Source organism: Sinomonas sp. T428B (genome assembly GCF_056780155.1).
The window spans coordinates 2,463,041-2,475,870 of the sequence record NZ_JBRAZR010000001.1; the positions used below are offsets into that span (position 1 = coordinate 2,463,041).

Consider the following 12,830-nt stretch of genomic DNA (forward strand, 5'->3'; position numbering starts at 1 on the left):
CGGGGCCCTGCCGTCCGGACCGGGCTCAGGCGCGCACCGCGCTCGTCGCGCGCGGGAGGCCGTTGAGGTCCGCGTGCGAGGCGACGGCGGTCCACGCCGGGTCGCGGGCGAGGAGCCGGGCGATGGGCTCGCCCTGCACCTCGGCGTGCTCCATGGCGAAGAACCCGCCGGGGCGCAGGAGCCGGGCGGCGGTGGCGGCCGCCGCGAGCGGCATCTCGAGGCCGTCCCCTCCCCCGCCGTAGAGGGCGAGGTCCGGGTCGTGCTCGGCTGCCTCGGGGTCGCGCGGGACCATCTCGGCGGGGATGTAGGGCGGGTTGCTCACGACGGCGTCGACCGTCCCGTCGAGCGCGGGGAAGGCCGTGCGCAGGTCCCCGAGCACGAGGTCCACGCCGTAGGGCGAGAGGTTCCGCTGCGCCCACGCGTAGGCGAGCTCCGAGAGCTCGACCGCGTGGACCTCGCTGCCGGGGTGCTCGTGGGCGATCGAGGCCGCGATCGCGCCCGAGCCCGTGCCGAGGTCGACGACGACGGGCCGCCGGGACTGCGCGGGCTGCCCATGCTGCCCATCCTGCCCAGACTGCCCATCCTGTCCGGACTGTACTGGCCCGAAGCGCTCCGCGAGCCAGTCGAGCACGAGCTGCACGACGCCCTCGGTCTCCGGCCGGGGCACGAAGACCCCGGGCCCGACGGAGAGCCTGACGTGGCGGAAGTGCGCGACGCCCGTGAGGTGCTGGAGCGGGATCCTTCGGGCCCGCTCGGACACGAGGTCCCAGAAGCCCGCCGGCACGGGCGCGCCCGTGATCGCGAGGGCGCGCAGCGGGCCGAGGCCGCAGCCGAGCAGGTGCTCGGCGAGCTGCTCGGCGTCGGCCCGCGGGCTCGGCACCCCCGCCTCGGCGAGCAGGGCCGCTGCCGAGCGCAGGGCGGTGCCGAGGTCCTCGTGCGCCGTCGCGCCTGCACCCTCGGGCTGCCCGTTCACTGAATGTTCACTCGCCGATCGCGTCGAGGCGGGCCTGCTCGTCCATGTCGATGCAGGACTGGATGACGGGGCCGAGATCGCCGTTCATGACGGCGTCGAGGTTGTACGCCTTGTACCCCGTGCGGTGGTCCGCGATCCGGTTCTCGGGGTAGTTGTAGGTGCGGATGCGCTCCGAGCGGTCCATCGTGCGGACCTGGGACTTGCGCTGCTCGGCGTTCTCGGCGTCGATCTGCTCCTGCTGGTGCGCGAGGAGGCGCGAGCGCAGGACGCGCATCGCGGCCTCGCGGTTCTGCAGCTGCGACTTCTCGTTCTGCATCGCCACGACGATGCCCGTGGGCAGGTGGGTGATGCGCACGGCCGAGTCGGTCGTGTTGACGCTCTGGCCGCCGGGCCCCGAGGACCGGTACACGTCGATCTTGAGGTCGTTGGCGTTGATCTCGATCTCCTCGGGCTCGTCGACCTCGGGGAACACGAGCACGCCCGCGGCGGACGTGTGGATGCGGCCCTGCGACTCCGTCACGGGCACGCGCTGGACGCGGTGGACGCCGCCCTCGAACTTGAGGTGCGCGTAGACGCCGTCGGCCGGGTCGTTGGAGGAGCCCTTGACCGCGATCTGGATGTCCTTGTAGCCGCCGAGGTCCGACTCGGTCGAGGACAGGATCTCGGTCTTCCAGCCCTTCGACTCCGCGAACCGCGTGTACATGCGGGTCAGGTCGGCCGCGAACAGGGCCGCCTCGTCGCCGCCCTCGCCCCCCTTGACCTCGAGGATCACGTTGCGGGCGTCGTTCGGGTCGCGCGGGATGAGGAGTCGGCGCAGCCTCTCCTGGGCGGTCTCGAGGCCAGCCTCGAGGTCCGGCACCTCCGCCGCGAACTCCGGGTCCTCCGCGGCCATCTCGCGCGCGGCCTCGAGGTCGTCGCCGAGCTGCTTCCAGCGGCCGTAGGCCTCGACGATGCCGTTGAGCTGGGCAGAGCGGCGGCCGAGCTTCCGCGCGAGCGCCTGGTCCTGGTACACGGCGGGGTCGCTGAGCTGCTTCTGCAGGTCAGCGTGCTCGTCCAGCAGTCCTTGCACGGACTCGAACATGTCGGGGGGCCTTTCGTCGTCTCGTCAAACTTAAACACTGACGACGGCGGCCGGCGCCTGGGTGCCCAGGGCCGGCCGCCGCCGAGAGTCGCTAGTGCTTGTCGTTCTCGCCCTTGGAGGCGAGCGTCGTCTTCTGCACCTGGAGGAGGAACTCAACGTTCGAGCCCGTCTCGCGGATCTTCGTCGTGAGCAGCTCGAGGGCCTGCTGCGTGTCGAGGCCCGAGAGCACGCGGCGCAGGCGCCACATGATCTTGACCTCTTCCGGCGAGAGCAGGTTCTCCTCGCGGCGCGTGCCGGACGCGTTGACGTCCACGGCCGGGAAGATGCGCTTGTCCGCGAGGGCGCGGGACAGGCGGAGCTCCATGTTGCCGGTGCCCTTGAACTCCTCGAAGATGACCTCGTCCATCTTGGAGCCGGTCTCGACGAGCGCCGTGGCGAGGATCGTCAGCGAGCCGCCGTTCTCGATGTTGCGCGCCGCGCCGAAGAAGCGCTTCGGCGGGTAGAGCGCGGCCGAGTCGACACCGCCCGAGAGGATGCGGCCCGAGGCCGGCGCCGCGAGGTTGTACGCGCGGCCGAGGCGGGTCATCGAGTCGAGGAGCACGACGACGTCCATGCCCATCTCCACGAGGCGCTTGGCGCGCTCGATCGCGAGCTCGGCAACCGTCGTGTGGTCGTCCGCGGGGCGGTCGAAGGTCGAGGCGATGACCTCGCCCTTGACCGAGCGCTGCATGTCCGTGACCTCTTCGGGCCGCTCGTCCACGAGCACCATCATGAGGTGGACCTCGGGGTTGTTGATGGTGATCGCGTTCGCGATGGACTGCAGGATGAGCGTCTTGCCGGCCTTGGGCGGCGAGACGATGAGGCCGCGCTGGCCCTTGCCGATCGGCGCGACGAGGTCGATGACGCGCGGGCCGATCTTCTTGGGCTCGGTCTCGAGGCGGAGGCGCTCGGAGGGGTAGAGCGGGACGAGCTTGTTGAACTCGACGCGGCCCTTCATCTCCTCGGCGGTCTTGCCGTTGACGCTCGTGACGCGCACGAGCGCGTTGAACTTCTGGCGTCCGCCCTGGCCCTGACGGCCACCGGGATTGCCCGGGTTGCCGCCGTCCTCGCCGTCGCGCGGGGCGCGGATGGCGCCGACGACGGCGTCGCCCTTGCGCAGCCCGTTCTTCTTGACCTGCGCGAGCGGGACATAGACGTCGTTCGGGCCCGGCAGGTAGCCGGACGTGCGGATGAACGCGTAGTTCTCGAGCACGTCGAGGATGCCGGCGACGGGCACGAGCACGTCGTCCTCGGTCACCTCGGTCTCGTCGACCTCGGGGCCGGCGCCCCGGCGGCGATCGCCGCGCCGCTCGTTGCGGTCGCGGAAGCGCTCGTTGCGGTCAGGGCGCCCACTCTGGTCCATGCCCTCGCGGTCGCGGTCACGTCCACGGCGCGAGCGGCGGGAGCGGCGGCCGCCCTCCTCCTCGGCCTCCTCGCGCTCGCGGCGGGACGGCTGGCGCTCCTGGCCCTCGTCTCCACGCTCGCGGCCCTCGCGGCCCTCGCGGCCACGGCGACGGCGGCCCTCGCCGGCCTCGGCGGGGGCGGCCTCGGCGGCCTGCTCCGGAGCCCGCTCAGCGGGAGCCTGCACAGCGGCCTGCTCGGCAGGGGCCTCAGCCGGGGCCTCCGTCACGGGCGCGGCGGCCTCGGACGGGGCCGTCGCGGCCGGCTGCCCGGCGACTGCCTGCCCGGCGACTGCCTGTTCGGCGGCTGCGCCCTGGGCGGCCTCGGCGCGGCGGCTGCGGCCGCGCGCACGGCTCGGACGCGTGGCCTCGGCCGGGGCCTCGGCGGCCTGCTCGAGGGTCGGCTGCTCGATGGCAGGCTGAGCCGGCGCGGCCTCGGGCGCGGCGACGCCAGCGGCGGCCGCGGCAGCCGCAGCACCGGCGGTCACGACGCCGTCGCTGCCCGCGCGGCGGCGGGTCCGGCCGCGGCCACGGCTGGGGGCCTCAGCGGCGGCCTCGGCAGAAGCAGGGGCGGCAGCGGCCTCGGCCGGAGCCTGGCCCGCGGCGGCCTCAGGCGCCGCAGTCTCCGGGGCGGCCTTCGCGGCGCCGCGGCCCGAGGGGCGGCTCACGGGCTCGCCCTTCTGGTGCGCGGAGATCGCGGCGACGAGATCGCCCTTGCGCATGCGGGACCCACCGGTGATACCCAGCTGGGAGGCCAGAGCCTGGAGCTGCGCCAGCTTGAGGCCGGCAATGCCCTTGGACTCGGTGGCGGAGGATTCCACGGCTGGGGTCAGCTCAGTGGTCTGTGTCACGGATGATCCTTCCGGAGTCGACTACGCGAGCTTCGTCAGCCAGCGCAGCGTGGTCGTGGCCACCGACTCGAGCGGCGGCCAGGCTGGGGGCACTGCGGGGCCGAAAGGCCGGGCAGGGCCGTAGTCGAACAGCCCGCCCCGAGCGTGCGGGAGGATCAGTGAGCTGCTTGCGGGGACAGCCGCGAGCAGCCTGACCGGCTGCAGAGCTGGAGGGGCGGCACCCTCTGCCGGGAACCTGGCATCAGGAAGGGGCGCAAGAGGCTTCTAGAAACCCGGTACGCCTCACTGAGGCAGATTCACCGCGGGTGCAACCTCCACTCTAGCACCTTCGCGGTCAACGGCCAGCCGCAGAACACGCCATGTGACCACCGACTGCCCACCCTGCTCCGCGTCCAGCGTCCCGGCGCCGTCGCCGTGCGCGAACCGCTCGACCGCCGCCTGGACCTCGTCCGCCTCGTCCTCGCCGTCCGCGAGCACGAGCACCGTCGGCCCCGCGCCCGAGACGACCGCCGCATGCCCCTCGGCGCGCAGTCGCTCGATGAGCACGGCGCTCGGCTCCATGGCCGTCGAGCGGTAGCTCTGGTGCAGGTAGTCCTCGGTGCCCGGGAGCAGGAGGGACGGGTCCCGCGTGAGCGCGTGCACGAGCAGCGCGGCGCGGCCCGAGTTCGCCGCCGCGGCATGATGCGGGACCGAGGAGGGCAGGAGCGAGCGGGCGAGCTCGGTCGAGAGCTCGAAGTCCGGGATCGCAACGATCGGGACCACCGTGTCCACGACCTCGGCGACGGCCGTGCGGAACGACTCGCCCTCCTGCCACGAGAGCGCGAGAGAGCCGAAGATGGCCGGCGCGACGTTGTCCGGATGCCCCTCGATCTCGCTGCAGAGCTGGAGCGCCCACTCGCGGCTGGGCCTGTCGGCCGGATCGACGAGCGCCGCGGCGGCGAGGACCGCGGCGGCAGTGGCCGACGCCGACGAGCCGAGCCCGCGGCCGTGGGGGCTCACGTTCTCCGCCGTGAGCCTGAGGCCCGAGCGCGCGTAGCCGAGGCGGGCCAGGGCCGCGTCGATCGTGCGGACCACGAGGTGGCTCTCGTCGCGCGGGAGGGACTCCGCGCCCTCGCCGCGCAGGTCGAACTCGAGTGCGCCGTCGTCCGACGTCTCGACGGTGACGGTGTCGTACAGGGCCAGGGCGATGCCCAGGCTGTCGTAGCCGGGGCCGAGGTTGGCGCTCGTGGCCGGGACGCGCACGGTGACGCGCTGTCCCGGCCGGACGAGGCGCAGCCCGAGATCCTGCTCGCGGGGAACTGCCGACATCAGACGGCCGACTCGAGCCCCAGCGCGGCGGCGACGGCCACGACGTCGTTGCTCACCTTGACCGGCTCGACCTCGCTGCCGTCCTCCGTGCGCAGGGCCCACTGCGGGTCCTTGAGCCCATGGCCCGTGACGGTGCAGACGATCGTCTTCCCGCTCGGCACCTTGCCGGCGGCGTGCTGCTTGAGCAGGCCCGCGACCGACGCGGCGGAGCCCGGCTCGACGAAGACGCCCTCCTTGGCGGACAGCCAGCGGTGCGCGACGAGGATCTCCTCGTCCGTCACGGCGTCGATGAGGCCGCCGGACTCGTCGCGCGCGGCGACGGCCGTGTCCCACGAGGCCGGGTTGCCGATGCGGATCGCAGTGGCGATCGTCTCGGGGTGCGTGATGGGGTGGCCCGCGACGAACGGGGCGGCCCCGGCCGCCTGGAAGCCCCACATGACGGGAAGCTTCGTCGACACGGCGGGGAGGGTGCGGCTGTCCTCAGTCCCCTCGGCGGCGGTCTCCTCAGACTCACCGTAGACCGTGTCCTTCGCGTACTCCTTGTACCCCTTCCAGTACGCGGAGATGTTGCCCGCGTTGCCGACCGGGAGGACGTGGATGTCCGGGGCGTCGCCGAGGGCGTCGACGATCTCGAACGAGGCCGTCTTCTGGCCCTCGATGCGGGCCGGGTTGACCGAGTTCACGAGGAACACCGGGTAGGACTCGGCAAGCTTGCGCGCGATCTCGAGGCAGTCGTCGAAGTTGCCGTCGACCTGGAGCAGGGTCGCCCCGTGGGCGATCGCCTGCGAGAGCTTGCCGAGCGCGATCTTGCCCTCGGGGACGAGGACGGCGCACGTGAGGCCCGCGGCGGTCGCGTAGGCCGCGGCGGAGGCGGACGTGTTGCCCGTCGAGGCGCAGACGACGGCCTTCGCGCCGGCCGCGACGGCGGCGGTCATGGCCATGGTCATGCCGCGGTCCTTGAAGGAGCCGGTCGGGTTCATGCCCTCGACCTTCAGGTACACGTCCGAGCCCGTGAGCTCGGAGAGCTTCTGGGCGTGCACAAGCGGCGTGCCGCCCTCGCCCAGGGTGATGACCCGGGTCGACTCGGTGACGGGCAGGCGGTCGGCGTATTCGCGGATGACTCCGCGCCACTGGTGGGCCACTAGACTCCTTCGACTCTCAGGACGCTCGTCACGGACTCGACGACGTCCAGGTTGCTGATGTCCGCCACGGTGGCGGCGAGGGCGGCCTCGGAGGCCGCGTGGGTGACGAAGCGCAGCTCGGCGCGCCCGTCGGCCAGCGCCCGCCCGCTGGGCACGCCCTGGGCTCCGGCTCCGTCGATGCGCTGGCGCATCGTCTCGATCGAGACCCCGTGATCGGCGAACACGGACGCGACGCGGGAGAGGACTCCGGGCTGGTCGGCGACCTCGAGGCCGATGCTGTAGCTCGTCGTCACGGACTCGGGGCCGACCATCGGCAGGTCGCGCGTGGACGTGTTGGTGCGCCCGGGACCGCCCTGGACGAGCCGGCGGGCGGTGGAGACGACGTCGCCCATGATCGCCGACGCGGTCGGGGCACCGCCGGCGCCCGCGCCGTAGAACATGAGCGAGCCCGCGTTCTCGGCCTCGACGAAGACGGCGTTGAAGGCGCCGTGGACCGCGGCGAGCGGGTGCTTGCGCGGCAGGAGGGTCGGGTGCACGCGCACGCTCACGCCCTCGGCGCTGTTCGAGCCCGGCGTCGAGACGAGCTCGGCGATCGCGAGGAGCTTGATCGTGAACCCCGCGTCCTGGGCCGCGGCGATGTCCTCGGCGCTGACCTTGGTGATCCCCTCGCACCGCACGTCGTCGAGCGAGACGCGCGTGTGGAACGCGAGCGAGGCCAGGATGGCCGCCTTGGCCGCGGCGTCGAGCCCCTCGACGTCGGCCGTCGGGTCCGCCTCGGCGTAGCCGAGGCGCTGCGCCTCCGCGAGGACGTCGGCGAACTGCGCCCCGGTCGTGTCCATCGCGTCGAGGATGAAGTTGGTCGTGCCGTTGACGATCCCGAGCACGCGCGTGATGCGGTCGCCCGAGAGGCTCTCGCGGATGGGCCGGATGATCGGGATCGCGCCCGCGACCGCGGCCTCGAAGTTCAGCTCGGCGCCCGTGCGCTCGGCCGCGTCGAAGAGCGCCGCGCCGTCCTGGGCCAGGAGGGCCTTGTTGCCGGTCACGACCGACGCGCCGCGGTTGAGCGCCTGCAGGATGCGCGTGCGGGCGGGCTCGAGGCCGCCCATGAGCTCGATCACGAGGTCCGCGCCCTCGACGAGGGCCTCGGAATCGGCCGTGAAGAGCTCGCGCGGGAGGTCGACGTCGCGCGGGGCGTCGACGTTGCGCACGCCGATCCCCGTGAGCTCGAGGCGGGCCCCGGCCCGCGCGGTGAGCGCCTCGGCGTCGTCGAGGAGGATGCGCGCGACCTGCGCGCCGACCGTGCCGCCGCCCAGCAGCGCGACCTTCAGGGTCCTGTCCGTCATTCGGTCTCCCATCAGCTTCAGGCTCCCATGTCGCGCGAGAGCAGGTCTTCTTCGGTCTCGCCGCGCACGATCCAGCGGGCGGACCCGCCGTCGACGGCCACGACGCCGGGGCGGGCGAGGTAGTTGTAGTTGCTCGCCAGGGCCCAGCAGTACGCGCCGGTGCCCGGCACGGCGAGCAGGTCCCCCGCCCGCACGTCGCCGGGCAGGTACGCGTCGCGCACGACGATGTCGCCGCTCTCGCAGTGCTTGCCCACGACCCGCGTGAGCTGGGCGGGCGCGGCCGAGGTGCGGGACGCGAGCGTGACCGAGTAGTCGGCGTCGTACAGGACGGGGCGCGCGTTGTCGCTCATGCCGCCGTCCACGGAGACATAACGCCGTATGGCAGTGGATGCGGCCGTGGCATCGGCGGAGTCCGGAGCATCCGCGCCTGGCACATCGACGACGACGTCCTTGATCGTCCCCGTCTCGTACAGCGTGAACGTCGTCGAGCCGACGATCGCGCGGCCGGGCTCGATCGAGATGCGCGGGGCGTCGATGCCGAGCCGCGCGCACGTGTCGCGCACGACGCCGGCCAGTGCCTGGGCGATCTCGGCCGGCGGGCGGGGGGTGTCCCCGGGCAGGTAGGCGATGCCGTAGCCGCCGCCGAGGTCGAGCTCGGGCAGGGCCGCGCCGTAGGCCGGGCGCATCGCGGCGACGAACTCAAGGAGCTTCACGGCCGCGAGCTCGAAGCCCTCGGGGTCGAAGATCTGCGAGCCGATGTGGCAGTGCACGCCGAGCAGCTCGATGCTGTCGTGGTCCACGGCCGCCGCGACGGCCTCCTCCGCGGCGCTGGCAGCGGCCCCGCCGTGCTCGCCGACGAAGCCCGCGCTGGCCGTGCCCGGCGCCATCGAGAGGCCGAACTTCTGGTCCTCGTGCGCGGTCGCGATGAACTCGTGGGTGTGCGCGTGGACGCCGGGCGTGAGCCGCAGCATGACCTTGGCCCGGGGGGCCTCGGTGCCGGCGTCGCCGCCGTCGGGCACGGCGCCGGGGGTGTCCGTGCCCCGCGCGGCAGCGATCCGGGCCACGCGCTCGAGCTCGTCGAGGCTGTCCACGATGATCCGCCCGACGCCCATGTCGAGCGCGCGGACGATCTCGGCGTCCGACTTGTTGTTCCCGTGCAGCCCGATGGACTCGCCCGCGAGGCCCGCCTTGGCCGCGACGGCGAGCTCGCCGCCCGAGGCGGTGTCGAGGCGCAGGCCCTCCTGCGCGACCCACGTGGCCACGGCGCTGCACAGGAAGGACTTGCCCGCGTAGTAGACGTCGACGCCGCCGCACACGTCGGCGAACGCGGCGTCGAACGAGTCCTTGAACTCGCGCGCACGCCGGCGGAAGTCCGCCTCGCTGAGCACGAACAGGGGGGTGCCGAAGCGCTCCTTGAGCTCCGCGACGCCGAGTCCGCCGACGGCGAGCTCCCCGCCCGCGGTCCGCTCGACGTCGTGCGCCCACATCTTGGGCTCGAGCGCGTTGAGGTCCGCGGGCACGTCCAGCCAGGCGGGCGCGAGCGGCGAGGCGCCGCTCGAGGCGGGCGCCGGTGCGGTCTGTCCCACTGCCTACATCCTCTCCGGCGCCGAGACGCCCAGCAGCCTGAGCCCGTTGGCCAGCACCTGGCTCGTGGCGTCGTTGAGCCACAGGCGGGTGCGGTTGAGGTCGGTGACCTCCTCGTCGCCCAGCGGCGCGATGCGGCAGTTGTCGTACCACGAGTGGTAGGCGGCCGCGATCGTCTCGAGGTGCCGTGCCACGCGGTGCGGCTCACGGAACTCGGCGGCCTTGCCCACGATCGAGGGGTAGGCCGCGAGGTGCGCGATGAGCTCGTTCTCGGTCTTGTGGTCCAGGAGCGCGGCGTCGAAGGCGTCGACACCGTCGACCGTGCGCTCGACGCCGGCCGCGACGGCGTTGCGCGCCGCGCCGCGCGAGCGGGCATGCGCGTACTGGACGTAGAACACGGGGTTCTCGTTCGTGTTCTTCTTCAGCAGCTCGGGGTCGAGGGTGAGCGGCGAGTCGGCGGGGAAGCGCGCGAGCGAGTACCGCACCGCGTCCTTGCCGAGCCACTCGATGAGGTCCTTGAGCTCGATGATGTTGCCGGCGCGCTTGGAGAGCTTGGCGCCGTTGACCGAGACGAGCTGGCCGATGAGCACCTCGATGTTCGTCTCCGGGTCGTCGCCCGCGCAGGCGGCGATGGCCTTGAGGCGGTTGACGTAGCCGTGGTGGTCGGCGCCGAGGAGGTAGATCTTCTCGCCGAAGCCGCGGTCCTTCTTCGAGAGGTAGTAGGCGGCGTCGGCGGCGAAGTACGTGGGCTCGCCGTTGGCGCGGATGAGGACGCGGTCCTTGTCGTCGCCGAAGTCGGTCGTGCGCAGCCACACGGCGCCGTCCTCGTCGAACACGTGGCCCTGCTCGCGCAGGCGGGCGACGGCGGACTCGATCGCGCCGGCGTCGTGCAGGGACTTCTCGGAGAAGTAGACGTCGAACGAGACGTCGAAGGCCGCGAGGGTCGCCTTGATGTCCTTCATCTGCGCCTCGTACGCGGCGTGGCGCACGATCGGCAGGGCCGCGTCCTCGGTGAGCTCGCGCACGTCGGGGTGGGCGGTGAGGACCTCGTGGCCGAGGTCGACGATGTACTGGCCCGGGTAGCCGCCCTCGGGGACGTCGCGGCCGTGCAGGCGCGCGAGGACGGAGTTCGCGAACACGTTCATCTGGCTGCCCGCGTCGTTGATGTAGTACTCGCGGGTGACCTGGGCGCCGGAGGCGCGCAGGACGCGGGCGATCGAGTCGCCGAGGGCGGCCCAGCGGGTGTGGCCGATGTGCAGCGGGCCCGTGGGGTTCGCCGAGACGAACTCCATGTTGACGACGTGCCCGGCGAGGGTGTCGTTCGTCCCGTAGGCCTCGCCGGCCTCGACGATGGCCTTCGCGAGGGCTGCGGCCGCGGCGGTGTCGAGCCGGACGTTGAGGAAGCCGGGGCCCGCGATGTCCACGGACGAGATGCCCTCGAGTCCGCCGAGGCGCTCGGCGAGGATGCCCGCGAGCTCGCGCGGGTTCATGCCGGCCTTCTTGCCGAGCTGCAGGGCGATGTTCGTGGCCCAGTCGCCGTGGTCGCGGTTCTTGGGGCGCTCCACGCGGATGTCCTCCGGCACGTCCACAGAGATCTCGCCGGCGCGGACGGCGTCGGCGAGGCAGGCAGAGATAGCGGCGGAGAGTTCTTCGGGAGTCACGGCGTATAGCCTACCGGCGCGGCGTGGCCGCCCTGAAACGCGTCCACTGCCTGAACCGGGATGCGACGCAGGGCACTCACCGAGTGGCGACGACGCCCTCGTCGTCGTCCACGAAGCCCCGCCGGCTGACCACCCAGCCGGCGGCGGCGAGCACCGCGAGCGTCGCGCCGAGGAACGCGAACGACGCCGCCCACTCCCCCGTCGCGTCGTGGAGCCAACCGGTGAGCACGGGCCCGACGCACGCGAGCGTGTAGCCGACGCCCTGCGAGAAGCCGGAGAGGGCGCCCGAGACGCGCTGCGTCCGGGTGCGGAGGTTGACGAGCAGGAGGGCGAGGGGGAAGGTCGCGGGTCCGAGGCCGGTGAGCGCCGACCACAGCGACGGCGCGGCGCCGGGGGCGAGCCACAGGCCTGCGTAGCCGGCCGCGAAGCACACGACGCCGGCGACGACGATGGGCCACGGCGAGCGCAGGCGCGAGGCCAGCAGCGGGACGAGCAGGCTCAGCGGCAGGCCGAGGGCGGAGAACAGCGCGAGCTGCAGGCCCGCCTCGTGCGGCGCCAGGCCAGCGTCCGCGAAGACCGAGGGGATCCACGCGAACATCGCGTACGTGTTGAGCGACGTGCAGCCGAAGACGAGCGCGAGCGCCCAGGCCGTCGGCGAGCGCCACACCCTCACCGGACCCGTCAGCGGCGGGGGCGGGGTGATGCGGGCCCGGGGGCCAGCAGCACCGGGGGCGTCGTCGCCGCCGTCCCCGCGCACGACGGCGGGTGCCCGGCCTGCGCGCGGGGACTCGCCGCCGTCGTGCCTCCAGCGGGGCAGGAGGCCGAGCCACGGCAGGGCCGCGATGAGGTTGAGCGCCGCCCACCAGGCGAGGGAGGCGCGCCAGCCGGCGGCGTCCGCGACGGGCACCGCGAGCGCGGGCGGGACGGCGGTGCCGAGGCTGAGGACGGTCACGTAGAGCGCCGTCAGGACGCCCGGGCGGTCTGGGAAGTACTTCTTGACCAGAGGCGGCAGGACGACGTTGCCGGCGCCCATGCCCGCGAGCGCGATCGCCGTGCCCGCAAGGAACAGCCCCGACTCCGGCGCTGCGGCCCGGAGGACCTGGCCGAGGGCGGCCGCGCCCATCGCTCCGATCGCGAGCGACTCCGGGCCCGTGCGCCGCATGAGGGCCGGCGTGGCGAGTCCACTGAGCCCGAAAAGGGCCGTCGGCAGCATGCCCAGGACGCCGAGGAGCCACGAGGGCATGGGGATGTCCTGGCCGATCGCGCCGGCGACGGGCGGGACCACGGTGACGGCCGACCGGAGCGTGAAGGCCACCGCGAGGATGCCGGCGAGGACGAGGATCCGTCCCCGCCACGGCCGCCGTCGGCCCCATCCAGTGCTGCCCTCGCTCATGGGGGCGACGGTATACCGTCCCGCACCGTGGGCCGAGCCGCGGAGCCCGGGACGT

General features: G+C 73.2%; 9 protein-coding genes. All 9 read right to left on the reverse strand.

Annotation, left to right across the window (positions count from 1 at the left end; translation table 11 throughout):
- Positions 1–25: 25 nt before the first annotated feature.
- A complete protein-coding gene (locus tag ACUYMY_RS11435; protein WP_481703677.1) occupies positions 26–973 on the reverse strand; it encodes a N5-glutamine methyltransferase family protein in 948 nt (315 codons plus the stop codon).
- A 7-nt stretch (positions 974–980) separates the two neighbouring features.
- A complete protein-coding gene (gene prfA / locus ACUYMY_RS11440; protein ID WP_481703678.1) occupies positions 981–2,054 on the reverse strand; it encodes a peptide chain release factor 1 in 1,074 nt (357 codons plus the stop codon).
- A 91-nt stretch (positions 2,055–2,145) separates the two neighbouring features.
- Positions 2,146–4,344: a transcription termination factor Rho gene (gene rho, locus ACUYMY_RS11445; RefSeq protein WP_481703679.1), complete on the reverse strand. Its 2,199-nt coding sequence runs from the start codon at positions 4,342–4,344 to the stop codon at positions 2,146–2,148.
- A gap of 282 nt (positions 4,345–4,626) precedes the next feature.
- Positions 4,627–5,652 (reverse strand): homoserine kinase, encoded by a 1,026-nt coding sequence (gene thrB, locus ACUYMY_RS11450; RefSeq protein ID WP_481703680.1) that lies wholly within the window; start codon positions 5,650–5,652, stop codon positions 4,627–4,629.
- The gene (gene thrC, locus ACUYMY_RS11455; RefSeq protein ID WP_481703681.1) at positions 5,652–6,794 is read right to left on the reverse strand and encodes a threonine synthase; all 1,143 of its coding nucleotides are present in this window, start codon (positions 6,792–6,794) and stop codon (positions 5,652–5,654) included. The genes thrB and thrC overlap by 1 nt, the downstream gene beginning before the upstream one ends.
- Entirely contained in the window at positions 6,794–8,137 is a 1,344-nt protein-coding gene (locus ACUYMY_RS11460) for a homoserine dehydrogenase (RefSeq protein WP_481703682.1), read from the reverse strand. Before ACUYMY_RS11460 ends, thrC begins: the two co-directional genes overlap by 1 nt.
- Before the next feature lie 17 nt (positions 8,138–8,154).
- The gene (gene lysA / locus ACUYMY_RS11465; protein WP_481703683.1) at positions 8,155–9,723 is read right to left on the reverse strand and encodes a diaminopimelate decarboxylase; all 1,569 of its coding nucleotides are present in this window, start codon (positions 9,721–9,723) and stop codon (positions 8,155–8,157) included.
- Positions 9,724–9,726: 3 nt separating this feature from the next.
- Positions 9,727–11,382, reverse strand: a complete 1,656-nt coding sequence (gene argS, locus ACUYMY_RS11470; RefSeq protein ID WP_481703684.1) for an arginine--tRNA ligase — start codon at positions 11,380–11,382, stop codon at positions 9,727–9,729.
- A 76-nt stretch (positions 11,383–11,458) separates the two neighbouring features.
- Positions 11,459–12,775 (reverse strand): MFS transporter, encoded by a 1,317-nt coding sequence (locus tag ACUYMY_RS11475; protein ID WP_481703685.1) that lies wholly within the window; start codon positions 12,773–12,775, stop codon positions 11,459–11,461.
- Positions 12,776–12,830 lie beyond the last annotated feature (55 nt).